This is a genomic window from Sorangium sp. So ce1335 (assembly GCF_051521615.1).
Classification (GTDB): domain Bacteria; phylum Myxococcota_A; class Polyangia; order Polyangiales; family Polyangiaceae; genus Sorangium.
This window is the reverse complement of the sequence record NZ_CP150363.1, coordinates 6,743,006-6,766,796: the sequence shown is the minus strand read 5'-3', so window position 1 is coordinate 6,766,796 and position 23,791 is coordinate 6,743,006. Positions and strand designations below refer to the sequence as shown.

26 protein-coding genes are annotated in these 23,791 nt (G+C 73.8%); 16 read left to right on the top strand and 10 right to left on the bottom strand.

The features are described 5' to 3' along the window. Positions 1 to 20: 20 nt before the first annotated feature. Both cysK and WMF24_RS25055 read right to left on the bottom strand, forming a co-directional pair. On the bottom strand, positions 21 to 911 hold the full coding sequence (gene cysK / locus WMF24_RS25060) for a cysteine synthase A (RefSeq protein WP_437738852.1): 891 nt from the start codon (positions 909 to 911) through the stop codon (positions 21 to 23). A gap of 260 nt (positions 912 to 1,171) precedes the next feature. After that, positions 1,172 to 2,032, bottom strand: a complete 861-nt coding sequence (locus WMF24_RS25055) for an endonuclease/exonuclease/phosphatase family protein (RefSeq protein ID WP_437729899.1) — start codon at positions 2,030 to 2,032, stop codon at positions 1,172 to 1,174. Positions 2,033 to 2,179: 147 nt separating this feature from the next. Here WMF24_RS25055 and WMF24_RS25050 point away from each other — a divergent pair, with 147 nt between their 5' ends. The 3 genes from WMF24_RS25050 to WMF24_RS25040 all read left to right on the top strand — a co-directional run bounded on the left by WMF24_RS25050 (position 2,180) and on the right by WMF24_RS25040 (position 4,995). Further along, on the top strand, positions 2,180 to 2,575 hold the full coding sequence (locus tag WMF24_RS25050; RefSeq protein ID WP_437729898.1) for a hypothetical protein: 396 nt from the start codon (positions 2,180 to 2,182) through the stop codon (positions 2,573 to 2,575). 172 nt (positions 2,576 to 2,747) lie between these two features. Next, a complete protein-coding gene (locus tag WMF24_RS25045; RefSeq protein ID WP_437729897.1) occupies positions 2,748 to 3,746 on the top strand; it encodes an SDR family NAD(P)-dependent oxidoreductase in 999 nt (332 codons plus the stop codon). A 103-nt stretch (positions 3,747 to 3,849) separates the two neighbouring features. Further along, complete coding sequence (locus WMF24_RS25040; protein WP_437729896.1) at positions 3,850 to 4,995, top strand: DegT/DnrJ/EryC1/StrS family aminotransferase; 1,146 nt, start codon at positions 3,850 to 3,852, stop codon at positions 4,993 to 4,995. Here the strand turns inward: WMF24_RS25040 and WMF24_RS25035 are convergent. Next, positions 4,984 to 5,694 carry a nucleotidyltransferase family protein gene (locus WMF24_RS25035; protein WP_437729895.1) on the bottom strand — a complete coding sequence of 237 codons (711 nt, stop codon included), beginning with the start codon at positions 5,692 to 5,694 and terminating at the stop codon, positions 4,984 to 4,986. The genes WMF24_RS25040 and WMF24_RS25035 overlap by 12 nt on opposite strands. Before the next feature lie 189 nt (positions 5,695 to 5,883). Here WMF24_RS25035 and WMF24_RS25030 point away from each other — a divergent pair, with 189 nt between their 5' ends. Both WMF24_RS25030 and WMF24_RS25025 read left to right on the top strand, forming a co-directional pair. After that, a complete protein-coding gene (locus tag WMF24_RS25030) occupies positions 5,884 to 6,237 on the top strand; it encodes a hypothetical protein (protein ID WP_437729894.1) in 354 nt (117 codons plus the stop codon). A gap of 11 nt (positions 6,238 to 6,248) precedes the next feature. Further along, on the top strand, positions 6,249 to 6,617 hold the full coding sequence (locus WMF24_RS25025) for a hypothetical protein (RefSeq protein ID WP_437729893.1): 369 nt from the start codon (positions 6,249 to 6,251) through the stop codon (positions 6,615 to 6,617). A 103-nt stretch (positions 6,618 to 6,720) separates the two neighbouring features. Here the strand turns inward: WMF24_RS25025 and WMF24_RS25020 are convergent, their stop codons facing one another. Continuing rightward, on the bottom strand, positions 6,721 to 7,473 hold the full coding sequence (locus WMF24_RS25020; protein ID WP_437729892.1) for a tetratricopeptide repeat protein: 753 nt from the start codon (positions 7,471 to 7,473) through the stop codon (positions 6,721 to 6,723). Between the two features lie 122 nt (positions 7,474 to 7,595). Here WMF24_RS25020 and WMF24_RS25015 point away from each other — a divergent pair, with 122 nt between their 5' ends. Both WMF24_RS25015 and WMF24_RS25010 read left to right on the top strand, forming a co-directional pair. Further along, complete coding sequence (locus WMF24_RS25015) at positions 7,596 to 8,021, top strand: tellurite resistance TerB family protein (RefSeq protein ID WP_437729891.1); 426 nt, start codon at positions 7,596 to 7,598, stop codon at positions 8,019 to 8,021. A 160-nt stretch (positions 8,022 to 8,181) separates the two neighbouring features. Then, positions 8,182 to 9,039: a serine/threonine protein kinase gene (locus WMF24_RS25010; protein ID WP_437729890.1), complete on the top strand. Its 858-nt coding sequence runs from the start codon at positions 8,182 to 8,184 to the stop codon at positions 9,037 to 9,039. Between the two features lie 90 nt (positions 9,040 to 9,129). On the opposite strand, the gene WMF24_RS25005 is transcribed toward WMF24_RS25010, so the two are convergent. Next, on the bottom strand, positions 9,130 to 9,741 hold the full coding sequence (locus WMF24_RS25005) for an FKBP-type peptidyl-prolyl cis-trans isomerase (RefSeq protein WP_437729889.1): 612 nt from the start codon (positions 9,739 to 9,741) through the stop codon (positions 9,130 to 9,132). A gap of 148 nt (positions 9,742 to 9,889) precedes the next feature. Between WMF24_RS25005 and WMF24_RS25000 the strand changes: the two genes are divergently transcribed. From WMF24_RS25000 to WMF24_RS24970, 7 genes are all read left to right on the top strand, one after another. Beyond that, entirely contained in the window at positions 9,890 to 11,746 is a 1,857-nt protein-coding gene (locus WMF24_RS25000) for a hypothetical protein (protein ID WP_437729888.1), read from the top strand. Between the two features lie 15 nt (positions 11,747 to 11,761). Beyond that, positions 11,762 to 12,634: a matrixin family metalloprotease gene (locus tag WMF24_RS24995; RefSeq protein ID WP_437729887.1), complete on the top strand. Its 873-nt coding sequence runs from the start codon at positions 11,762 to 11,764 to the stop codon at positions 12,632 to 12,634. Positions 12,635 to 12,725: 91 nt separating this feature from the next. Further along, a complete protein-coding gene (locus tag WMF24_RS24990) occupies positions 12,726 to 14,021 on the top strand; it encodes a hypothetical protein (RefSeq protein ID WP_437729886.1) in 1,296 nt (431 codons plus the stop codon). A gap of 263 nt (positions 14,022 to 14,284) precedes the next feature. Beyond that, on the top strand, positions 14,285 to 14,626 hold the full coding sequence (locus tag WMF24_RS24985; RefSeq protein ID WP_437729885.1) for a YciI family protein: 342 nt from the start codon (positions 14,285 to 14,287) through the stop codon (positions 14,624 to 14,626). Beyond that, complete coding sequence (locus tag WMF24_RS24980) at positions 14,626 to 15,882, top strand: RNA polymerase sigma factor (protein WP_437729884.1); 1,257 nt, start codon at positions 14,626 to 14,628, stop codon at positions 15,880 to 15,882. The genes WMF24_RS24985 and WMF24_RS24980 overlap by 1 nt, the downstream gene beginning before the upstream one ends. Before the next feature lie 125 nt (positions 15,883 to 16,007). Beyond that, the gene (locus tag WMF24_RS24975; RefSeq protein WP_437729883.1) at positions 16,008 to 16,310 is read left to right on the top strand and encodes a hypothetical protein; all 303 of its coding nucleotides are present in this window, start codon (positions 16,008 to 16,010) and stop codon (positions 16,308 to 16,310) included. A gap of 94 nt (positions 16,311 to 16,404) precedes the next feature. Then, complete coding sequence (locus WMF24_RS24970) at positions 16,405 to 17,598, top strand: radical SAM protein (RefSeq protein WP_437729882.1); 1,194 nt, start codon at positions 16,405 to 16,407, stop codon at positions 17,596 to 17,598. A 386-nt stretch (positions 17,599 to 17,984) separates the two neighbouring features. Here the strand turns inward: WMF24_RS24970 and WMF24_RS24965 are convergent, their stop codons facing one another. Together WMF24_RS24965 and WMF24_RS24960 are read right to left on the bottom strand one after the other, a co-directional pair. Then, the gene (locus tag WMF24_RS24965) at positions 17,985 to 18,563 is read right to left on the bottom strand and encodes a VOC family protein (protein WP_437729881.1); all 579 of its coding nucleotides are present in this window, start codon (positions 18,561 to 18,563) and stop codon (positions 17,985 to 17,987) included. Further along, positions 18,560 to 19,213, bottom strand: coding sequence for a TetR/AcrR family transcriptional regulator (locus tag WMF24_RS24960; RefSeq protein ID WP_437729880.1), 654 nt, complete (start codon positions 19,211 to 19,213; stop codon positions 18,560 to 18,562). The genes WMF24_RS24965 and WMF24_RS24960 overlap by 4 nt, the downstream gene beginning before the upstream one ends. Positions 19,214 to 19,318: 105 nt before the next feature. Between WMF24_RS24960 and WMF24_RS24955 the strand changes: the two genes are divergently transcribed. After that, positions 19,319 to 19,951 (top strand): TetR/AcrR family transcriptional regulator, encoded by a 633-nt coding sequence (locus WMF24_RS24955; RefSeq protein WP_437729879.1) that lies wholly within the window; start codon positions 19,319 to 19,321, stop codon positions 19,949 to 19,951. Next, positions 19,948 to 20,886 carry an alpha/beta fold hydrolase gene (locus WMF24_RS24950; protein ID WP_437729878.1) on the top strand — a complete coding sequence of 313 codons (939 nt, stop codon included), beginning with the start codon at positions 19,948 to 19,950 and terminating at the stop codon, positions 20,884 to 20,886. The genes WMF24_RS24955 and WMF24_RS24950 overlap by 4 nt, the downstream gene beginning before the upstream one ends. 74 nt (positions 20,887 to 20,960) lie before the next feature. Here the strand turns inward: WMF24_RS24950 and WMF24_RS24945 are convergent, their stop codons facing one another. The 3 genes from WMF24_RS24945 to WMF24_RS24935 all read right to left on the bottom strand — a co-directional run bounded on the left by WMF24_RS24945 (position 20,961) and on the right by WMF24_RS24935 (position 23,708). Then, entirely contained in the window at positions 20,961 to 21,890 is a 930-nt protein-coding gene (locus WMF24_RS24945) for an aldo/keto reductase (RefSeq protein ID WP_437729877.1), read from the bottom strand. Between the two features lie 122 nt (positions 21,891 to 22,012). Beyond that, complete coding sequence (locus tag WMF24_RS24940; RefSeq protein WP_437729876.1) at positions 22,013 to 22,846, bottom strand: ABC transporter permease; 834 nt, start codon at positions 22,844 to 22,846, stop codon at positions 22,013 to 22,015. Beyond that, positions 22,839 to 23,708, bottom strand: a complete 870-nt coding sequence (locus tag WMF24_RS24935; protein WP_437729875.1) for an ABC transporter ATP-binding protein — start codon at positions 23,706 to 23,708, stop codon at positions 22,839 to 22,841. The genes WMF24_RS24940 and WMF24_RS24935 overlap by 8 nt, the downstream gene beginning before the upstream one ends. Positions 23,709 to 23,791 lie beyond the last annotated feature (83 nt).

Below are 23,791 nucleotides of genomic sequence, written 5' to 3'. Positions count from 1 at the left end.
AGCGCGCCGCGCCGCGCGGCTCAGAGCAGGTACCGCTCGCCCGAGTCGGGCAGCACCGTCACGATCGTCCCGCGGACCCGGCGCGCGATCTCCACGGCGGCGTGGACGTTGGCGCCGGAGCTCGGCCCGACGAGGAGCCCCTCCTCGCGCGCGAGCCGACGCACCATCCGGGACGCGCCCGCCTCGGTCACCGTGAGGATCTCGTCGATGAGCGAGCGCTCCAGGATCGCTGGCACGAAGCCGGGGCCGAGGCCCTGGATGCCGTGGGGGCCGGCGCCTCGCCCCGACAGCACGGCGCTCTTCGTCGGCTCGACGGCGCAGATGCGGACCGCGGCGCCGAGCCGGTCCCTGAGCACGCGCCCGCAGCCGGTCAGCGTGCCGCCGGTGCCCACGCCGGCGACGAAGGCCGCGATGTCGCCGCCGGTCTGCGCGAGGATCTCGAGGCCGGTGGCGCGCGCGTGGGCGCCGGGGTTCGCCGGGTTCTGGAACTGCCGGCTCATCCAGGCGCCCGGGGTCGCCTCGCAGATCTCGACCGCGCGGGCCACGGCGCCGGCCATGCCCTGGCCCTCGGGCGTGAGGACGATCTCGGCGCCGTACGCGCGGAGGATGTGCCGGCGCTCGACGCTCATGTCCTCCGGCATGACCACCACGCACCGGTAGCCGCGCACGGCGGCGATCATCGCGAGGCTGATCCCCGTGTTGCCGCTCGTCGCCTCGACGATCGTCGACCCTTTCCTGAGCGCCCCCTCGCGCTCGGCGCAGAGCACCATGCCGAGCGCCGCCCGGTCCTTGACGCTGCCGCCCGGGTTCATCGACTCGAGCTTGCCGTAGATGACGCCGCCCCCGTCGGGCGAGATGCGGGCGAGGCGGACGAGCGGCGTGCCGCCGATGAGCGACAGCGCGTCGGGCACGACCGGGCCGACGCGCACGGGCGCGGCGGGCGAGGGGGCCGAGCGCTCGCCGGGAACGTCGGGCGGGCTCGGCGGGTCGTCGCCCGGGGCTCGAGGGGTCGACATGACGGCAGTGTACACGCGGCCAGGGGATCCTCGAAGCGACCGGGGCGGGCCTGCTGCCGGACGACCCGTCGAACCGCCGTCCTGCCCGCCTGCTGTCGCGACCGCCGCGGCGCTGGGCGGCCCGTGCTCCCAGCATCACCGTCCGGCGGGCTGGATCAGATCGAGATCTCCGACAGCACCCCGTAGTGATCCGAGGCGGCGACGCCGTCCTCGAGCTCCTCGAAGACGACCCGCGACGCGAGCGGCTTGCCGCGCCCCTGCTTGTCCGGGCCGCGCACGAAGATGTAGTCGATGCGGCGCGGGTACTCGTTCGTGACCGCCGCGAACGGGTTCCGCACGGGATCGAAGGTGAACCCCGGGCCCGCGCCCGTCTGGTCGAACGTGTCGGCGAAGTACACGCTCTTCTGGTTCAGGGCGTGCAGCCCCTTCATGAACCGGATCTCCGTGGCCTCGGGCTGCGCGTTGAAGTCGCCGACGACCACGGGCGGCAGGCCCTCCATCGGCGCCTCGCGCATGACGACCTCGGCCACGGCCGCGACCTGCGCCTCGCGCACGGCCCCGTGGTGGAACTTCCAGTTCAGGTGGGTGACGAAGAACGGGAGCACGCCGTGCGGCGACGCGAGCTCAGCGAAAAGGACCGAGCGCTTCTCGTCGGTCTCGCCCGTGGGCAGCGGAAACGCCTGGCTCCGCGCGATCGGCCAGCGCGACAGCACGGCGTTGCCGAAGAGCACGCCGCCGCCGAGGTCGTGCGCCGGGCCGAAGGCGACCTCGTAGCCGAGCCCCTCGGCGATGCTGTCGGCCAGCGACCGACCCTCGTACCACATCACCTCCTGCAGCCCGACAACATCGGGCGCGAGCTCGCGGAGGCCCTTGCGGATGAGGCCGAGGCGCGCCTCCCACGGGTCGTGGCGGTTCCAGATGTTCAGCGTGAGCACCCGCAGGGAGCTGCGGGCAGCGGCACCAGGGCGGCCGTGCGCGGGGCCGCCGGCCCCGGAGCCTCCTCGAGGACCTTCCATGCCGACGGGCTACGCCAGATGCGCGCCTGGATCCAGCCGTGATACGAAGGTCCCGGCGCAAGCCGCTCCCCTTCCGGCGCGGAAGGGCGACCTTGACCGGGAGAACCCTGAATGACCGTGTGTGCTCCTCGACGGGGGCGGCCTGCAGTGGCCTCCTTCCGAGCTCGAACCTCGCTCCGCCTCGCCGGAGGCCTCGTCCTGCTCGCGCTGCTCGCCGGCTGCGAGAGCAAGATGGACCCCAAGGAGTGCGACAAGATCCGCGGCGACGCCTTCGAGATGGTGAACAAGGCGCAGCACTGCAACACGGACGCCGACTGCCGCCAGAGCGAATGGCCGGGCTGCGCGAAGCCCATCAGCAACGCGACCTTCGACAAGATCAAGCCCCTCGCGGAGAGCTACAAGACGGGCAAGTGCGAGGAGCCCAGGGTCGACTGCAAGAGCCCGCCGGAGTCCTACTGCAAGCAGGGGCTCTGCGTGCACCGCGAGCTCGGCACGACGGAGGGGGCGGGGAACACGCCGACCGACCAGATCCAGATCCAGTGAACGCGCCCACGCCGCGCGGCCCCGCCGCGCCGCGCGGCCCGGTCGCGCCGCGGCCCAGCCTGCGCTGCGCGCCGGGTCGCGCCCCGCGCCGGCCGGCGTCGCCGAGCGCAAACCGGCGCGCCGCGTCGGTCCGCGCTTGACGCGCGAACCCGCAGGGGCCACGCACGCCGCCGTGAGCGAAGGCTTCTATCGCGGCAAGCGCGTGGTGGTGACCGGCGCCGGCGGGTTCATCGGCAGCCACCTCGTCGAGGCGCTGGTCCGGGAGGGCGCGAGCGTGCGGGCGCTCGTCCGTTACACATCGAGCTCGCGGCGCGGGCACCTCGACCGGCTCCCCGAGGACGTCCTCGCGGGCGTGGAGGTCGTCCCCGGCAACGTGGAGGACGCAGGCGCGGTCCGGTCGCTCGTCCGCGGCGCCGACGTCGTCTTCCACCTCGCGGCCCTCATCGGGATCCCGTACTCGTACGTGGCCCCGCAGCAGTACGTCGCGACCAACGTGCAGGGCACGCTGAACGTCCTCGAGGCCGCGCGCGAGCACGGCGCGCGCGTGGTCCACACGTCGACCAGCGAGACCTACGGCACCGCGCGCTACACGCCCATCGACGAGGCCCACCCGCTGACCGGCCAGTCCCCGTACTCGGCCACGAAGATCGGCGCCGACAAGCTCGCCGAGAGCTATCACCTCTCGTTCGGGCTCGAGGTGGCGACGATCAGGCCGTTCAACACCTACGGCCCGCGGCAGTCGTCGCGCGCGATCATCCCGAGCGTCATGCAGCAGCTCGCCGCCGGCAGCGCCGCGCTCCGCATCGGGAGCACCGCGCCGGTGCGCGACCTCAACTTCGTGACCGACACCGTCGCGGGCTTCCTGCTCGTCGGATCGAGCCCGCGGGCCGTCGGGCAGACGCTCAACGTGGGCAGCGGGCGCGCCATCTCGATCGGCGATCTCGTCCGGCTCATCTTCGAGGTGACCGGCAAGCGCGCGGAGCTCGTGACCGACGAGGCGCGGGTGCGCCCCGACGCGAGCGAGGTCATGGTGCTGCTCGCCGACTTCCGCCGCGCCGCGGAGCTCGTCGGCTACGCGCCGCGCGTGTCGCTCGAGGAGGGGCTCGCGCGCACGTACGCCTACGTCGAGCGCCACCTCGCCGACTACCGGCCCCGCGAGTACGCAATCTGACGCTACCTGACGCAATCGGACGTTGACGTCGTCGACACCGCGCGACGCCGCGTCGAGCGCTGCCGCCGCGCGCAGCGGTGGCCGCCTGGATGGATGGAACGCCATGTGGAAGATACCTCTCAGCGATCTCTCGTTCGGGCCCGAGGAAGCGGAGGCCGCGCGGCAGGTCGTCGCGTCGGGCTGGCTGACCATGGGGGAGCGCACGGCGCAGTTCGAGCAGAAGCTCGGTGAGGCGCTCGGCACCCCGAGGGTGCTCGCCGTGACGAACTGCACCGCCGCGCTCCACCTCGCGTACACGGCGCTCTCCGTGGGCCCCGGCGACGAGGTGATCTGCCCGAGCCTCACCTTCGTCGCGACCGCCAACGCCGCGCTCCTCTGCGGCGCCAGCGTGGTGCTCGCCGACGTCGTGGGCGAGGGCGACCTCGGCATCGACCCCGCCGACGTCGCCCGCAAGATCACGCCGAGGACGAAGGCCATCGCGGTCGTCCACTACGCCGGCTACCCGTGCGACATGGACGCGATCGGCGCGATCGCGGCCGAGCGCGGGATCGCCGTGGTCGAGGACGCGGCGCACGCGCCGCTCGCGACCTTCCGGGGCAAGGCGCTCGGGACGATCGGGGACGTCGGCTGCCTCAGCTTCTTCTCGAACAAGAACCTCGCGGTCGGCGAGGGGGGCGCCGTGATCGCGCGGGACGACGCGCTCCACACGCGCATGCGGCTCCTCCGCGCGCACGGGATGACAACGCTGACCCTCGACCGGCACAAGGGGCACGCGTTCACCTACGACGTCGTCGACGCCGGCATGAACTACCGCATCGACGAGATCCGCAGCGCCATCGGCCTCGTGCAGCTCGGCCGGCTCGCGGCGGGCAACGCGCGGCGGCGCGCGCTCGTGGCGCGCTACCACGAGCGCCTCGCCGGGGTGCGCGGCGTCGGGCTCCCGTACCGCGACTTCTACGCGCGCGGGGTGGGGGAGAGCGCGCACCACCTCATGCCCGTGCTCCTGCCCGAGGGCACCTCGCGCGAGGCCGTGATGGAGTCGATGAAGGCGCGCGGCGTCCAGACGAGCGTGCACTACACGCCGATCCACCGCTTCTCCCACCACGGCGCCTCGGACCGGGTGCGCAAGGAGGGGCTCGCGCGGACGGACGCGATCGCCGGCCGCGAGCTCACGCTCCCGCTGCACCCGCGCATGCACGACGCCGACGTCGACGCCGTGTGCGAGGCGCTCGCCGCGTCAATCCGGTAGGTACCGCTGCCGGTTCTTCTCGAACTCGTCCTGCGCCTCGGCGAAGTCGTCGCTCCTGCCGATGTCGAGCCAGTGGCCCCGGAAGGGGAAGGTGGCCACCTGCTCGCCCGCGTCGAGCAGCGCGTGCATCAGGTTGTCGAACCCGAACGGCCGGCCCTCCGGGATGAAGCGCAGCACGTCGCGGCTCATCGCGTAGATGCCCATGCTGACCCAGAACGTGTACGTGGGCTTCTCGCGGAACCCGACGACGCGCCCCTCGGGGTCGAGGTCGAGCACCCCGAGGTCGATCTTCGACGCGCGCTCGCACACGGCGACGGCGAGCGGCGCGCCGGCCGCCTCGCCCGTGCGGTGGAGCGCCGCGAAGTCGATGTCGCTGAGGATGTCGCCGTTCATCACGAGGAAGCGCTCCGGCAGGTCGCGCTCGATGACCCGGAGCGGGCCCACGGTCCCGAGCGGCGTCTCCTCGCGCTGGTAGGAGATGCGCAGCCCGTACCGGCTCCCCTCGCCGACGACGGCCTCGATGAGGGCGGCCTGGTGGCCGACGCACATCACCACGTCGGTCACCCCGGCGCGCGCGAGCTGCCGGAGGAGGATCTCGACGATCGTGTGATCGCCGATCGGCATCAGCGGCTTGGGGATAAGGGCGGTGTAGGGGCGGAGCCGGGAGCCTTTGCCGCCGGCGAGCACGACTGCCTTCATGCGGTGACGTATACCCACGCGATGCTCGGACGGGGGACCATTCCGCAGAAATTCTCGCGCTCCCGGCCCGCCCCGTCCTCTCCGATTGACTCTCTTCCGGCTGCTCTTTAGTAATCGGAGAGCGTCCCGCGGCAGGTCGGCCTCCGCGAGGGGCAACTCCACTCTTCACAGTCGACCTGGGCAGCGATCATGACGATGGTACCCCCGTCCCGTACCCCCGCCAGGAAGCGCCGGAAGCTCGGTTATCGAGGCAGCGGCACCCTCGCCATGTGCAGCCCCGGCCCGCTCCCGGGCGGGCCGCTCTTCCGGCAGCTCTGCACGCTCGCCGATCGCTTCGTCGCGAGCGACGACCCGGCCGCGGCGCAGATCGGGAGCGTGCTCTCGCTCCTCGCGTTCTACGCGACAAAGCCGAACGACCGGGACTTCCGGCTGCCGCTGGGCTCCTTCCTCATGGACCTCGCCCTCGACGAGGAGGCGCGCGAGCGGGCTCGGGCGCCGCGCTCCGGGCCGATCCCGTATGGGCGCCCGCTCATCGCGCGCTGATCGGGGCTGCAATGAGCGCGCGAGAACTACCGACGCGCCCTGCGGGGCGCAGCAAGCGGACGGCGTCGGCCTCGGTCGTCCTGATCGTGAGCGCGAGCGAGCAGCTCGCCGAGCGTTGCCGCCGGCTGGTCTTCGTCGAGGGCGCCGATCTGCTCGCCTGCGACCTCGTGTCGCTGCGCGGGAGCGCCGCCTGGCTCAATCCGCTGGCGATCGTGATGACCCAGGACGTCCGGGCGTTCGACCCCGAGGGGTTCCTGGAGCTGTCGCGGCGCATCGGCGCCGAGCTCGTGGTGCTCCCGAGCGAGAGCGTCTCGGACACGCAGCTCACCGCGATGATCACGGCGGCGCTGGACATCGCGCAGCGCCGCCGGGCCGACTGACGGCAGCGTCTTGGCGCGGCCGCACCCGCCGCGCGGCGTCCGCGCGCGGCGCATCGCCGCGCGGTCGCAGCCATGGCGAAGCGGCGTCCGCGGCGCGGCCGCGTCAGTCGCGCGGAGGGAGGACGTCGCCGGACTCGCTCGCCAGCAGGCACCCCTCGTCGAGGCCGAGCTTGCACGCCTTCGTGAACAGCTCGATCGCCTTCGGGCCGTCGCGCTCGACGCCCTCGCCCTTCTCGTGCAGGTGCCCGAGCTCGACGCACGCGGGGGCATTGCCGCGCTCGCAGACGCGGCGGAACAGCGCGGCCGCGCGCCCGGGGTCGGCGCTCGCGCCCTGCCCGTGGAGGTACGCCCTGCCGGCCGCGAGGCAGCCGAGGTTCGCGCCCGCGTGGCACGCGCGCGCGTGAAAGTAGAGCGCCGCCTCGTCCGCGCCCGCCGCGCCCGCCGCGCCCGCCGCGCCCTCGGCCCCGTCCGCGCGCGCGAGCCGATCGTGGTACGCGTCGCCGAGCCGCAGGCAGCCGCGCGCGCTCCCCTCGGTGCACGCCTCCCTGAACAGCCCCACCGCCCGCTCCACGTCCATCGAGACGATCGTGCCGCCCAGGTACATCGAGCCCAGCGTCACGCAGTCCTCGATATGGTGCTCGGCGCAGCCGTTCGTGCAGCCGATGAGATCATCCCCCTCGCACGGCAGCCGCAGCGGTGGCGGGGCTGGTTCGGACGGCGCTGCGGCGCGCGGCGCCGCCGCGGGGGCAGGCTGGACGTGCTCCGCGGCGTGGCGCGGCGCAGGCGCGGCCGCGCTGCCGCAGCCGCCGACGAGAGCCGCAGCGAGGAGCGCCTTGGCGAGTTCCCGCACGTGCATGCTCGAACAAATGACACACCGGCTGCGCCCTCCCAACGCTGGCCCTCGGGATGGGTCCGCCCGGGGCGCCTGAGCTCGCTCCGGGGCTGGTCCCCCGCCGGGCCCCGGTGTACACGCATCCGATGCCCCTCGTGAGCCCTCCTCCGCTCCAGACGCTCGACGAGCCCAACCTCGAGGCGCTCGTCGAGCTGATGTTCCTCGCGGCCTTCGCCGACGGCGAGTTCAGCCAGGAAGAGAAGCTGCACTTCTTCCGGAGCGTGGAGTCGCTCACGGACCGACGGATCCCCCAGAGCACGATGGACGAGCTCATCCAGACGGTCGTGACGCAGCTCCAGAAGGAGGGGCGCGCCGCCCGGCTCGCGTCGCTCAAGGAGCGGCTCCCCGGCCCGCAGGCCCGGAAGGTCGCCTTCGCCCTGGCCGCCCAGGTCGTCGTCGCCGACGGCATCGTCAGGACCAGCGAGCGCGAGCTCCTGCTCGACGTCGCCGTCGCGCTCGAGATCGACAAGACGGAGGCCGCGGAGGTCGTGCGGAGGCTCGCTGCCACGTGAGCCTCCGGCCGCCCTCGGCGCGCCCTGCCCGGCGCGCTCGGGCGCCCCGGGCGGGGAGGACAGCGCGCGCCGCGCGGCCGGCTCGAGCAGCGCGCCGCGCCCCGGAGCGAGCGCCGCGCGGTGATCGGGCGCGGTCGTTTTCGGTTACGATGGCGCTGCCGTGACCTGGTCCTCCACTGGCAGTTTCCTGATCCCGTTTCCCGTGCCGGGCTCAGCGCTGACCTCGACCCGGGGCACGTACGTCATCGGGTCGCTCATCGGCGACGGCCAGTACGGCTCGGTCTACGAGTGCAGCGGCCCGTTCGATCAGGTGTACGCCCTGAAGATGCTGCGGCCGGCCAACAAGCCCTACCAGGTCGTCAAGGAGGAGTGGTCGCGCGAGATGCTCCGCCTGGAGAGCTTCCGCCACCCGAACATCGTCTACATCCACGACGCCTTCGAGGTGAACTACCTCTTCTACCTCGCGCTGGAGCGGTGCGACACGAGCCTCCGGGCGCTGCTCGGCACGCCGTTCCAGCCGCCGCTGCTCCTCGAGCTCGCGCGCCAGCTCCTGATGACGCTGCAGTACCTGCACGACAACGGCGTCGTGCACGCCGACCTGCACGCGGGCAACGTCCTCATCTCCCAGCTCGATCACAAGCCGCTCGTCAAGCTCACCGACTTCGGCGTGGCCCACCAGCTCGACGGCGTGACCCGCTGGTTCCGCCCGCAGGTCGCGAACCCGAAGATCCTCGTGCCCGAGCTCGTGACGGCGGGCTACACGACGACGCAGAGCGACCTCTACCAGCTCGGGCTGCTCATGTACCAGATGCACACCGGCCAGCCGGCCATCGACGTGAACGCCTCGTACGAGGAGATCACGCGGCAGATCGCCGAGGGCACGCCGCGGCAGAAGGCCGAGGCGCTCGGCACGCCGCTCAGCCAGGTCATCGCCAAGCTGCTGCGCCGTCGCGACGCCTACCGCTACCTCTGCGCCCGCGACGTCTGGGACGACCTGCGGCAGCTCCGCTGGGCGTAGCGCGAACGCCGCTGCGCCGCGCGCGGGTTCCGGGGTACACCTCGCGGGGATCTTCCCGACCCCGGCCGGCCGGGCTGGCGCCGCGCCGGCTCACTTCGGCTCCTTGGGCGCCTCCTTCTTCTCGGCCGGCGCGGCGGCGGGCTTGTCCGCCTTGGCCGCGGGCTTGGCCGCCTTGTCGGCCGCCGGTGCGGTCTTGCCGTCCTTGCCGGCCGCGGCGGCCTCGTCGTTCGCCGGCCCGACGATGCCGAGCAGCTCGATGTCGAAGACGAGCGTCGCCTTGCCCGGGATCTTCGGCGGGCTGCCCGCCTCGCCGTAGGCGAGGCGCGACGGGATCGTCAGCTTGCGCTTGCCGCCCACCTTCATCCCGGCGACGCCCTCGTCCCAGCCCTTGATGACCTCCGCGTTGCCGAGGGTGAACTCGAACGGTTCCCGGCCGACGGACGAGTCGAACTCCGCGTTGTTCTTCAGCAGGCGCCCCGTGTAGTGGACGCGGACCCGGTCGCCGTCCTTCGCCTCCGGGCCGGTGCCCACGGCGACGTCTTCCTTGATCATGTCGGCCGGCTCCGGCTCCGGGGGCTTCACCGCCGGGATGGCGCTGCCCGGCGGCAGGTCCGGCTCGGGGACCTTGTCCTCGCAGCCCGCGACGGGGCCGAGGACGACAGCGCAGGAGACGGCGAGGAGCACGTTTCGAAGAGGCTTCATGGCGCCACGTCTTACGCACCCGGCGCGGGGTGATCAACGGTCACCCGTCGCGCCCGTCGCGCCCGGCGCTCCCGGCGCTCCCGGCGCTCCCGGCGGGGCCGGGTTTCCGTTGCAGCGCTCCGCCCCGCGCGGTTAGGGTGCGGCCACCTTGGCTCGCGCGTTCTCCGTCGCCGCCCTGGCGATCGCCGAGGGCGGCGCCAATGCCGTCGGTGCGGTGCGCTTCACCTGCGCCGAGACGGAGCTCGAGGTCGAGCTCGTGCGCGTCGCCGGCTATGCCGAGGGGTTCGCCCTGGGCGCCGTGGCCGCGCCGGTCCGCTTCGGGGTGCCCTACACAGCGATCCGCGGCCTCTTCCGGCGCGGCAAGGCGCTCTGCGTCGCGCTGGATCCGTCCGCGTGCTCGCCGCACAACTGCTTCGTCCTGGCGCGCTTCGAGGGCGATCTCCCCGGCGTGCCCGGCGTCTTCTCGCCGGCGGCGATGGAGGCGATGGAGGCCGCGTACCGCGCGCGCCTCCGGGCCCGCCTGGCGAGCTGGATCGCCCCCGCGCCGCTCGGCGTGCTCGCGGCCGCCCTGTCGCCCGACTACCTCGCGAGCGGCCCGCTCGGCACCGCGTCGCTCGCGCTCCTCGTCGCGCTCGCGATCTGGCTCGCGCTGCGCTTCGCCGCGCGGCTCGTCACCTGGGGAGGGCCGCCCTCCGACCGCCTGCGCGACGCGCTCGTGGCGGAGCTGTCGCGCCGCATGGGCTTCGCGTCCGAGCGGCTGGCGGCCTCGGACCCCGGCGCGCCGGAGGCGCCCGTGTTCGCGCCCCGGCCGACGCCGCTCGGCTCGCTGTCCGCGCCGCCGTCGCGCGGCGCCGACGAGGGGCTCGACGCGCTCCCGCTCCGGGCGCGCGTGCTCGTCCCGGCGGCGCTCGCCGTCGTCGGCATCGTGGCGACGATGGCGTTCGTGCAGCGGTTCGCGACGCCGCGGGACCTGCCCCCTTCCGGGCAGCCGGCGGCGCGCGGCGTCGGGCAGGCGGCCCGCGGGGCCACCGCCGCGCTGTTCGCGCGCCAGGCCCGCGAGCGCGCCGAGCCGTCGTTCCCGCACTGCCTGTGCGACCGCGCCGACTCGCCGCTCTGGCGGGACGGGGTGCCTATCCTCAGCGTGCTCGGGGCGACCGGCCCGGACGACGGCGCGGGGGTGATCGCGCCGATCCTCGTGCGGAACCGCGCGAGCGACGCGGACGACGCGGACGACGCCGCCGACACGGAGCGGCGCGAGGCCCCCGCGGACCCGGCCGACGCCGGCGCCGAGCCGGGCGACGCCGGCCGGGACGCCGGCGTGCCAAGACCGCGGCCAGCGCGCGGGCGTTACGACTTCGAGCTCGCGGTCGTCAACAACAGCGGCGCGCCCGTCAGCGACTTCCGCGTGCTGCTCACGTTCGCGCGGCGCAACCACCGCGACGAGCGCGCCGGCATCACCGAGCGCGGGCTGTTCTGGGAGGGGGCGCTCGGCCCCGGGCGCGCGGTGAAGTGGCACGTCGAGGCGCCCGGCACGGAGGTGAAGATCGAGCCGGGCGTGACGGGCATGCTCGACGGCGAGACGGGGGTGGCCTCGCCGGACGCGTTCTTCCAGCTCACGCGTGCGCGCTACCGCGTCGTGCGCATCCACGCCGCGATGATGCTCGCCTGGCTGCGCGACCCGCGCGCCCGCGACGCCCTCGTGTCGCTCCTGCCCGCCCCGCCCCTCGAGGAGGCGAGGCTCGAGCAGATCCGGCGCGCGACGGCCGACGTCATCCCGTGCTCGGTGACGGCGGCGGAGGGGCGGCTGCGCGCGTGCCTCTTCAACGGCGGCGTGACCCCGGTGCGCGGCGTCACGCTGCGCGAGGTCCCCGCGGCCGAGGGCCGGACGCCGCGCGCCTGGCCCATCCCCGCGTCCCTGCCGGTGCACGAGGGGGTGGAGGTGAGCGTGCCCCTCGAGGGCGGCGAGGTCCCCGACGAGCTCCAGGTGGTGCCGCAGGGCCGCTGAGCCGATGATGCGCGGATGAAGCCACGCACAGGGCCCGCGCTCGCCCTCGCCGCGGCGCTCGCCGCCGCGCCGGCGCTGCTCGCCGGGGCCCGCGAGGCCGCCGCGTGGGCGCCGCTGGACCTCGAGGTCGTCCCCCGCTGGGGCGAGCTGCCGGTGCGCTACCACATCCACCGGAGGTCGATCCCGGGCCCGCTCTCCGGCTTCGCGGCTTCGGCGATCGAGGCCGGGTTCGCGGCGTGGTCGAGCCCCGCGTGCACCGCGTGGGAGACCGAGCTCCTCGGCGACACGGACGGCGGGTACGACGCCGACGACGGCAAGAACGTGTTCCTCTGGATCAGCGACGTCTGGCCGGACGGGCTCGGGGCCGCCGACTCGATCCTCGCCGTCACGATGCCGGTCTGGGGGCCCGACGGCGTCATCAACGACGCCGACATGGTGTTCAACAACGTGGGTTTCTGCTGGAACGACACCGGCGAGGGCGGCTGCACCGACGTGCGATCGATCGCCACCCACGAGCAGGGGCACTTCCTCGGCCTGGGCCACACGAACGTGCGCGGCGCGACGATGCTGGGCTTCTACCCGGGCGGCACGTCGGCGCGCACGCTCGAGGACGACGACATCGAGGGGGTCTGCGCGCTGTACCCGATCGGCGGGACGGCCGTCGCCAGCTCGGGCGCCGGCGCGGGCGGCGCGGGCGGCGCCGCGCCGGGGGCCGAGGACGGACCGAAGGACGGCGTCGGCGGCGAGGACGCCGGGAGCGACGCCGGCTGCTCCTGCGCGATCGGCGGAGGCGCGCCGGGCTCCCGGGGCGCGATGCCGCTCGCCGCGCTCGGCGCGCTGCTGTGGCGCCGCCGCCGTGGGATCGGCCAGGCCCTGCGCGAGCGCTAGCAGGCCCTCCGGCCGGGAGAGCGGTGCCCTGGCGTGGTCGTACGGACGGGGCCGCTTTACAACCCAGCGCAGCCGGGGCAAACGTCCCGCCATGCCCGAGCCGAGCACCGCAGCGTTCGACGCGGGGGTCGCGCGCGCCCTCCGCTCCCTTGGAACCGACGGCTCCGTTCCGGCCCTCGATCTCCTCGGCGATCCGGCCGGGGCGGCGAGCGCCCTCTCGGCCGAGGGCGGCGCTCCGCTGCTCCTCCGCGTGGCCCAGGAGCTCGGCGCGCCGCAGCGCGACAGGGACGTGGCCTTCGGCCCGGCGCCGCGCGACCCTGTCTGGCTCCGGTTCGAGCGCGGCGCGGGCGTCCTCCGGGTGGCGCCCCTGCGGCTCGCGGACGCCGGCCCGGCGCGGTCCGACGCCGGCAGCGCGGGCGGGGCAGGGGAGGGCGCGGCCGCGTCGCGCGACCCGGTGCGCGTCGAGGTGACCTCGGAGCAGCGCCCGTGCTGCGGCGCTGCCACGTGCACCCGCGAGCGGACCTACGTCGCCGCGTGGCTCGCGCTCGCGCCGTCCGGAGCGGGCGCCGCGGCGGCGCAGCGCCTGCTCGTCGCCGAGGCCCAGGACCTCGAGGCCGCGCGGGCCGAGGCGCTCGTCGAGGCGGTGGCGGCGCCGCTCGCGGCCGCGCTGCGCGTGCCGCTCCAGACGGCGCGGGGGACCGAGCCGCCGGACGCCATCGCGCCGCGCCCCCTCCCGGAGCCCGCGACGGCGCCCGCGCTGACGGCCGCCGCGCTTGCGCGGTTCGCGATCCGGAGCGAGGGCGAGCTCTTCGTCCTGCGCGACCACGCGAGCCACGGCCCGCGCGGCTCCGCGACCCGTAACGCGCTCATCGGCGCCGCGCTGATGCTCCTCGGGCTCGCGCTGTGGATCCAGGTCATGCGGAGCGTCTCCGCGGGAGACAGCGCCATCGCGATCGGCGTCGGCAGCGCCGCCGCGCTGCTCTCGCTCGCCGGCTACGCGTTCCTCGGCGTCGCCCGGTTCTCGTCCCGCTATGCGGCGCGCTCTGCCCCTGTCGCGTCGTTCGGCTCGGGCCGCTTCGTCGTCGCCCCCTGGGTGAGCCGCACCGGCGCGATCGATCTGCGCCCCGAGGGCAGGCTCGGCGCCGCCATCTCCGCGGGCGAGGTCCACGCCGTCCAGGTGCAGCCCCGCGGCGACCGCTTCGCCGTCGAGATCGACACCGACCACGGCCCCATCGACGCCCTCCTGACCGACAGCGAGGACGTCGCCCACTACTGGCGCGACGCGATGGAGCGCGCCGTCGCCTCGGTGCGCCACCCCGGCGGCCCCTCCGCCAGGCAGCGCCTCCGCGCGCGCGCCCAGGCGCAGCAGGCCGCTTCGGCGGGCTGACCGGGCGCTCCCTGCGTCGAGCGCGCCCAGGCGCAGCCGCGCGCGCCCGGGGTCGGATCTGGAAAAATTCATCTATATCAAAAGGCGGTGGCTCGGCCCACGCCTCGGCGCGTCGCCCTTGCCGTCGTTTGCCGTGTCTTGCCCCTGACGCCCGGCCTTCCTCATCAGGCGTCTGCCGGGCTGCTCGCGAGCAGAAAAAAAGTGTCCGGCGCGTCGCCCCTCGAACGTCGGAGGGGTGAAGCACCTGACAAGGAGGCAGACCCATGAGCGAGTTCATCTTCCTGTACCGCGGCAAAGACTGGACGACCTCCCCGGCGGAGATGCAGCAGCGCATGCAGAAATGGTCCGCGTGGATGAAGGAGCTCGGCGCGAAGGGGCACATCAAGGACCCCGGCCACCCGCTCGAGCGCACCGGCAAGACCGTCGAGGGCAGGCAGAAGCAGGTCGTCGACGGCCCGTTCGCCGAGGCAAAGGACGTGATCGGCGGTTACACGATCATCGCGGCCGAGGACCTCGCGCACGCGGTCGAGCTCTCGAAGGGCTGCCCCATCCTCGACGCCGGAGGGGCCGTCGAGGTGCGCCCGATCATGAAGCTCGCCCTGTAGTGGAGCCTGTCGAGCCGATCTTCCGGCGCGAGGCCGGCCGCATGCTGGCCACGCTGACGCGCGTCTTCGGGGTCCACAACCTCGCGCTGGCGGAGGACGTCGTGCAGGACGCCCTCTGCCGTGCGCTCGAGGTGTGGAAGCTCCGGGGCGTGCCGGAGAACCCCGCCGCGTGGCTCATGGCCACGGCGAAGCACCGCGCCCTCGACGCCCTGCGCCGCGAGCGGACCGCGCGCACCTTCGCGCCCGAGCTCACGCGGCTCTTCGAGGGCGAGCGCCCGCTCGCCCCCGCGGTCGACGAGCTCTTCGGCGCGGCCGCGATCCGGGACGATCAGCTCCGGATGATGTTCTCCTGCTGCCACCCCCGGCTGCCCGAGGAGGCGCAGGTCGCGCTCGTGCTCCACATCCTCTGCGGCTTCAGCGCGAGCGAGATCGCGGCCGCGTTCCTCTGCACCGAGGCGGCGATCGAGAAGCGCATCGCGCGCGCGAAGAAGGTGCTCGCGGGCTCGTCGCGGCTGTTCGATCTCACGGACGAGGAGTTCTCCGCCCGCCTCTCGGCCGTCCAGCGCGCGCTCTACCTGCTCTTCAACGAGGGCTACCACGGCGCGTGCCCCCGGGAGGCGGTGCGGGCGGAGCTCTGCCGCGAGGCGATGCACCTCGCGGCGCTCCTCGTCGAGCACCCCCTCGCGTCGAGGCCCGCCACGCACGCCCTCGCGGCGCTGATGTGCCTCCACGCGGCGCGCCTCCCCGCGCGCGTCGACGCCTCCGGCCACCTGAGCTCGCTGTTCCAGCAGGACCGGTCGCGCTGGGACCGCGCGCTCGTGGCCGAGGGCCAGCGCCTCCTCGACCTCTCGGCCACCGGTCCCGAGCTCACGGAGTACCACGTCGAGGCCGCGATCGCGTCGGTCCACGCGAGCGCCGGGCGCGCGGAGGACACGAGCTGGGAGACCATCGTCTCGCTGTACGACACGCTCATGGCGATCCGCCCCTCCCCGGTGGTCGCCCTGAACCGCGCCATCGCCGTCGCGCAGCGCGAGGGCCCCGAGCGCGGGCTCCAGGAGATCGGCGCCATCGAGGGCCGCGAGCGCCTCGCCGCCTATCCGTTCTACTTCGCGGCCCAGGGCGAGCTCGAGCTCCGCCGCGGCCGCCGCGAGATCGCGGGCCAGCACTTCCGGTCGGCGCTCGCGCTCGCCCGCAACGCGATGGAGCGACGCTTCTTCGAGCAACGCCTCGCGGTGTGCGGCGACGGGGCTCCCTGACGCGCGCTGCGGCGGCGAGGGCGCTCCCGGGCTCCGGACCGCTGGTATGCCAGCATGCGCCAATCGCATGCCGGCCTGTGCCAAGCCGCTCCACCGGGGGGAGCTCTGATCTGGCGCTTTTCGTCATGATCTCAGGTGGATCCGTGGTCGTGACGGGGAGGGCGCGCGGATTGGTCGGTGGAGCGTACGGAGGCGGCCCGTCGGTCAGCACGACCGGGACGGGGGGCTTCGGCGGCGACATCAACGTCGGTGCGGCATACGGAGGCGGCCCGTCGGTCAGCACGACCGGGACAGGGGGCTTCGGCGGCGACGACAACGCCGGCGGAGCTGGCGGCGAGGGCCCCTCGGTCGGCGGCTCCGGCGGGGCTGGCGGCGCGGGCGGGGCTGGCGGCGACCCCGCGGTCGGCGGGGGGAGCGCGGGGGAGTGAGCCGATGATCGCGCCGACCGAGATCCCCGTCCGCGCGCTCATGCCCGCGGACCTCATGGAGGCGAAGCCGATCTACGCGGTCTGAGAGCTCACGATGAAGTGCGACCAGCCGTGCCAGCACTGCGGGTCGCGCGCCGGCGCCGCGCGCGACGCGGAGCTCTCGACCGAGGAGGTGCTCGAGGTCGCCGCGAGCCTCGTGCGGCTCGGCTGCCGCGAGATCGCGCTCATCGGCGGCGAGGCGTACCTGCGTGACGATCTGGTCGAGATCATCTCGTGCTTCGCGCGCAGCGGCATCCGCGTCATCATGCAGACGGGCGGGCGAGCGTTCACGCTCGAGCGGGCGAACGCGCTCCGCGCCGCGGGGCTCACCGGGCTCGGGGTCTCGGTGGACGGGCCGGCGCACGTCCACGACGAGCTGCGCGGCAACGTCGGCAGCCACGCGGCCGCCCTCCGTGCGCTCGACAACGGCCGCGCCGCCGGGCTGATCACGACCGCCAACACGCAGATCAACCGTCTCAACGCGCACCTGCTGCGCGAGACGTGCGCCGAGCTGCGCTCGCACGGCATCCAGACCTGGCAGGTGCAGCTCACCGTGCCGATGGGGCGCGCGGCCGACCATCCCGAGTGGATCATCGAGCCGTGGCGCGTCGTCGAGGTCATCGACACCCTCGCTGCCATCCAGCGGGAGGCGCTCGAGACGCACGTGTCGGGCGTGCCGTTCAACGTGTTCGCGAACAACAACATCGGTTACTTCGGCCCGCACGAGCAGCTCCTGCGCTCGAGGCCCGGCGGCGGCGACGCCCACTGGCGCGGCTGTCGCGGCGGCATCAACGCGGTCGGCATCGAGTCGGACGGCACCGTGAAGGCGTGCCCCTCGCTCCCGACCGCGCCCTACGCGGGCGGCAACGTGCGCGAGCTCGGCCTCGAGCACCTCTGGGAGCGCTCGGAGGCGGTCCGGTTCGCGCGCGATCGCGACGCGAGCGAGCTCTGGGGGCACTGCGCCACGTGCTACTACGCCGACGCCTGCCGCGCGGGGTGCTCGTGGACCGCGCACTGCACGCTCGGCAAGCGCGGCAACAACCCCTTCTGCTACCACCGCGTGACGCAGCTCAAGCGGCGGGGCATCCGCGAGCGCCTCGTCATGAAGCAGCGCGCGCCGCACGTGCCGTACGATCATGGCCTCTTCGAGCTCGTCGAGGAGCCCTGGGACGCGCCGCCCCCTCCGCCGCCCGATCCGGTGGCGCCGAGGAACGCGCGCCGACGGTTGCCGGTCGTGCCGAGGTCGTAGCCGCCGCACGGCCTGGCGGGCGCCGGGCGCCCTCTGGCGGGCGCCGGGCGCCCTCTGGCGGGCGCCGGGTGCCCTCTGGCGGGCGCCGGGTGCCCTCAACCCGGGTCGGGCTCCTCAACCCGGGTCGGGCTCCTCAACCCGGGTCGGGTTCCCTGCCTCAACCCGGGTCGGGTTCCCTGGTTCCCCCAACCCCGGTCGGGCTCCCTGTCGCCGGTCGGGCTCCCTGTCGGGCTCGCTCCGGGCGGGCTCCTCAACCCGGGTCGGGTTCCCTGCCTCAACCCGGGTCGGGTTCCCTGGTTCCCCCAACCCCGGTCGGGCTCCCTGTCGGGCTCGCTCCGGGCGCCCTCAACCCGGGTCGGGTTCCCTCAACCCCGGTCGGGCTCCCTTCACCGCGCGGGCAGCGCGTAGGCCTCCCAGTATCCGGCCTGCGGTGCGATCTGCTCCACCACGTCGGCCGCCATCCCCGCCGGGTCGCGCACCTGGAACCGACGCTGTCCCCAGGCCTCGACGGTGAGCGGATACGTGATCGGCACGCCGGCTGCGCGCGCGCGCTGGTGTGCAGCCGCGGCATCCGCGACCTGCACGGTCTGCAGCATCCCGCGCCCGTCGAATGTCTCGTTCCCCGGCGGGCTGGAGGGGTGATCGTGCGCCATCAGCGCGAGGCCGATCGCATCAGCCGCCGTGCCAGGGCGCCCGAGCGCGACGAACCAGGTGCTCTCGAACACGGGCCCCATGTCGAAGAGGCGTCGATAGAAATCCGCCGTCGCGTGCAGCTTCTCCGCCGGAACCACCACCAGCGGGTACGTGTCGAGCGCCGCGGCTGGCGCCGCAGGCTGCGCGGCCGAGCGCGTCGCGCAGCCGTCGGGGGGGAACGGGGCGAGGACCAGTGATGCAAATCGCGGGATCGCGGTCATGGAGATGCTCCTGTACACACTGTTGGTATGTATGTCGCCGGCCGTCGTCACGGCCGCTCGTTCCTGCGCTGCTCGGCGCGGGCGCCGCCCGTGGTGCGCAGGCCCTCGAGCACCAGGTGGATCGCCCCCTTCGCCTCGGCGAGCGCGCGCTTGCGGTGCGGGCGCTGCGCGGCCCACGCCACCACCTCGTTGAGCGCGCCGTTGAGCGTGATGGCGAGCGGCTCGGCCGGCGTCTCGCGGATGTAACCCGCGTCGATCGCCGCTTCGACCGCCTCGATCAGCTGGCCGAGCCCGTGTGCGCGCTCGATCCGGTCCCACGCCGCGCGCCCGAGGACGGCGGGGCCGTCGAGGAACAGCACGCGCACCACCTCGGGCTCGGCCACCACGTCGGCGAAGGCGTCGCACCCGGCGACCAGCGCGGACCACGCGTCGCCCTCGCGCGCAGCGCGCGCTTCGATGGCACGCCCGACGTCGGCGTACAGCTCCTCGCACACGGCGGCGAAGAGCTCGGACTTGTCGCGGAAGTGGTGGTACAGCGCGCCGCGGGTGACGCCGGCGGCCTCGAGCAGCATCTCGGTGCTTGTGCCGGCGTAGCCGTGCTCGGCGAACAGCTTGCGCCCGTGCGCGATGAACCTGGCGCGCGTCTCCGCCCCTTGCTCGACCTTGCCACCCTTGCGGCCCACCCGTGCGTCCCTCGCCATCGCTCAATATACATACTGTATGTATGCATCCCGTGCAAGCGGGTCGGCGCGACCCCTCGCCCAGCCCCTTGCGCGTCCGGGCAGCTCATGTAATGAACATGTTCAGTGAACTCGTTCACCCAGAAGCCAGGCCGCCGCGACGCCCAGAAAGACGCGACGCGCGCCCGGATCCTCGAGGTCGCGCGCGACAGCTTCGAGCGCCACGGCTTCGAGGCCGCGAGCGTCCGCGCCATCGCCGCGGACGCCGGCGTCGCCGCCGGCACCGTCCTCCTCCACTTCGCCGACAAGCGCGACCTGCTCCACGCCGCCCTGTTCGACGACCTCGCCGCCACCGCCGCCGAGGCCGTCCGCGACGACGAGCCCGGCACCCTCGAGCAGCGGCTCCACCGGCTCGCCGCTGCGTTCTTCGCGTACTACGCCCGCAGGCCGACCCTCTCGAAGACGCTGCTTCGCGAGTCGCTGTTCGCCGACCCGCCGTGGCAGGCGCGCTTCGCCGAGCAGGTCACCGCCGCGCACGGCCGCGTCGTCGCGCTGTTCGAGGCCGCGCGCGCGCAGGGGGAGGTCGCCGACGACGCCGACGCCGCGCTCTTCGGCGTCGCCTTCTTCTCCTTCTACTACTTCGCGCTGATCGCGTGGGTCCAGGGCGCGCACCCGTCGCCCGTCGCCCTCCTCGATCGGCTCGTCGCTCAGCACCTCTGCGGCCTCCGCCCCGCAGCCAACGTCAGGAGGGCTCGATGACGTCGTCCATCATGTTCCGCAGTCCCGAGGCGCGCGCCCGCATCGCGGCGTGGTTCGACAGGTTCCACGAGAGGCTCCCGGTCCCGACCCGATCGCGCGAGGTCTCCACCCGCTTCGGCGCGACGCACGTCCTCGTCGCGGGCCCCGAGGGCGCCCCGCCGCTCGTCTGCCTGCACGGCGCGCTCGCGAGCTCCGCGCACCTGCTCGGCGAGCTCGGGCCGCTCCTCGCGCGCTACCGCGTCCACGCGGTCGACGTCATCGGCCAGTCCGTCAAGAGCGCCGACGTCCGCCTGCCGCTCGACGGGCCCGCCTACGCCGAGTGGCTCACCGACGTGCTCGACGCGCTCGGCCTCGCGCGCGCCCACCTCCTCGGCGTGAGCTGGGGCGGCTTCGTGGCCCTGCGCATGGCCCAGATCGCGCCCGCGAGGATCGACCGCCTCGTCCTGATCGTGCCGGCGGCCCTCGTGTCGGGCTCGGCGTGGCAAGGCCTCACGCGCATCGCGATCCCGATGGCCCTCTACCGCGCGTTCCCCTCGGAAGAGCGCCTCGCGCGCCTCGTCGCCGGGCTGTTCACCTCGCAGGACGACCTGTGGTGCTCCTATTTCGGCGACGCCGTGCGCAGCTACAGGCTCGACTTCCGGCCGCCGCCGCTCGCCACGCCGGCGTCGCTCGCCGGCTTCACGCGGCCCGCGCTCGTCTTCGGCGCCGACGACGACGTGAGCTTCCCCGGCGCCAGGCTGCTCGCGCGCGCGAACGAGCTCCTGCCGCGCGCCGAGACCGAGCTGCTCGAGGGGTGCCGCCACTCGCCCCCCACCGACGACGCCTTCCGCGCGCGGCTCTGCGGGCGGATCGCGCGCTTCCTCGGGAGCGACGCCGCGACCGCGGCCGACGCCGCCGAGGTCGCGCCGCCCGGGCTCGCCGCGCCGGTCGCGTGATCTCCTCCGCGTCCGGCCGGCGCGCGCGCCGCGCTCGGCCGGCGCGCGCGCCGCGCTCGGCCGGCGCGCGCCCCTCAGTGACCCGACACGTCGTCGACCCCGGCGAACGCCTCGACGAGGCGCGCGCGGACGCCCTCCGAGAGCGGCGGCCCCTCGATCGAGCGCACGTTCTCGAGCAGGTGCTCCACGCTGCTCGTCCCCGACAGGATCACGTGCGCGCCCGGCTCGTCCCGGCAGAAGCGGTACGCCACGTCCGGGATCGACCGGGGCGCCTCCCCCGCGAGGAGGCCGCCGAGCCCCTCGTCGACGAGCCGGCGCGGCACCTTGCCCCGCGCCGCCAGGTCGGCGAGCAGCTCCCTCAGCCGGTCGGGCCGGCTCAGCGCCCGCCGGACAGCGAACATGATCAGCGTGCCGACGTTCCTCGCCTGCGTCAGCGGGAACACCGTCGCGCGCGCCGACTGGTTCAGCAGGTTGAACCCGACCATCACGACGTCAAAGAGGTCGTCGCGGAGCGCCTGCTCCAGCGTCGCGTGCGACGGATCGGCGGCGAACGCCTCCGTGATGCCCAGAAAGCGGATCTTGCCCTGCTCGCGCAGGCGCAGGAGCACGGGGACGATCCGCTCGCGCAGGTCGGCGTAGTGCTGCGGGAGCACGCCGTGCAGGTGATAGATGTCGACGTGATCCGTGCCCAGCCGCTCGAGGCTCGCGTCCAGCGACGACACGACGTCTTCCGGTCGCACGGGCGCATCGAGGCGCGTCGTCTTCTTCGTCGAGATCACCACGCTGTCGCGCGGCACCTCGCGGAGCGCCTTGCCGATGATCCCCTCGGTCCCGTACGCCTCCGCCGTGTCGAAGAAGTTCACGCCGTGGTCGATGGCCGCGCGGACGAGCCGGACCGACTCCGCCTCGGCGACGCGCCCGGCGCCGAGCCGGCTGTCGCCCCCCGCGCCAAGGCCGAGCACGCTGACCTTGAGGCCCGTGCGCCCCAGGATGATGCGATTCACGTGATCGTCTCTCTTTCTCTTCTGGCTCTCTTCTGGGCTCGCGGTCGCGGGGTGATCGCCGCCGCGCTCGGATGAGAGGCGCGCCCGCGCGCCGCGCGTTACAAGCGCCGCGCGTTACAGGCTCACTCCTTCGGCGCGACCTTCCACGACGTGAAGCGCCGCTCCACGCGCATGAGCAGGTAGTTGAACGCGAGCCCGAGCGTCGTGATCGTCAGGATGCCGACATACATGCTCGGGATCTGGAAGTTGTATTGCGCGTAGATGATGAGGTATCCGAGCCCGGCCTTGGCCCCGATCATCTCCGCGGCGACGAGGACGAGCAGCGAATAGGCGCCCGCCAGCCGGATGCCCACGAAGATCGTCGGGACCGCCGCCGGCAGGATCACCTTGCGGAAGAGCTGGAGCGGCGACAGGCCCATCGTCCGCGCCGACTTGATGAGCAGCGGATCGACCCCGCGCACCCCGCTGATCGTGTTGAGCAGGATCGGCCAGGTGCACGAGTAGATCACGAGCGCCACCTTCGACGCCTCCCCGATCCCGAGCAGCAGGAGGAACACCGGGAGGAGCGCGAGCGCCGCGGTGTTGCGCAGCACCTCGAGCAGCGGGTTGATGGCGTCCGCCACGCCCCTGTACCACCCGATCGCGAGCCCGAGCGGCACGCCCATCAGGATCGCCAGCGAGAAGCCGAGCAACGAGCGGGACAGGCTCGCCCGGATGTGGCTCAGGAGCTGGCCGTTCTGGAGGAGCTGCCACCCGGTCGCCAGCACCTCGGAGAGCGGCGGCAGGAAGGCCGCCTCCACGAGCCCGACGCGCGGCGCCGTCTCCCAGAGCGCGGCGACGAACAGCAGGATCCCCGAGCGCGCCGCGGCGCGGCCGAGCCACCTCCCCACCTCGGCGACGAGCGGCGGCTGCTGCGCCTCCTCGTGCAGCGCGATCGACTGCTCCAGGCTAGCCATTGACCGCCACCACGCCCGCCACAGGGCGGCTCTCCGCCGCGCGCTTCTGCTTCTTGATCCGCTCCTGCTCCTCCGCCTTGAGCACCTCCTCGCGCAGGAGCGTCCAGATCTCGTGCCGCAGCCTGCCGAACTCCGGCGTCGACCGCGGGTCCTCGTGGCCGCGGATCTCGGGCGGGATCTCGATGATGTGCTTCACGCGGCCCGGCCGCGACGTCATGACCGCGACCCGCTGCCCGAGGAACACCGCCTCGTCGATGCTGTGCGTGATGAAGAGGATCGTCGTGCGCGACCTCTCCCAGATCCGGAGCAGCTCGGCCTGCAGCGACTCGCGCGTCTGCGCGTCGAGCGCCGCGAACGGCTCGTCCATCATCAGCACCTCCGGGGCGTAGGCCAGGCTCCGGGCGATGGCCACGCGCTGCTTCATGCCGCCCGACAGCTCGTGCGGATACCGATCCTCGAAGCCGGAGAGGCTCACGAGATCGAGGAAGCGCTGCGCGATCTCCCTGCGCTCGCCCTCCGGGACGCCCTTGGCCTCGAGGCCGAACTCGACGTTCTCGCGCGCCGTGCGCCACGGGAAGAGCGCGTATTGCTGGAACACGATCCCCCGGTCGAGGGCCGGGCCCGTGATCGGCTTGCCGTCCAGGAGGAGCCGCCCGGTCGACGGCTTCGACAGCCCGCCGAGCAGATCGATGAGCGTCGACTTGCCGCAACCGCTCGGCCCGACCAGGACCATCAGCTCGCCCGCGCGCACGTCGAGGCAGAGGTCCTCGATCGCCGTGAACCGCGCGCCCTCCTTCGCTCCCGCCGGCCCCTTGACGGCGAACGTCTTGCTCACGTTCTGGAACTGGATCTTGTTGCTCATCGCTCCTCCTGCTGCCCATCCTCGACGAGGGCCCGGTCCGATGACGGGCCGCCCTTCCAGAACGGGTTGAATCGTGCACGGCG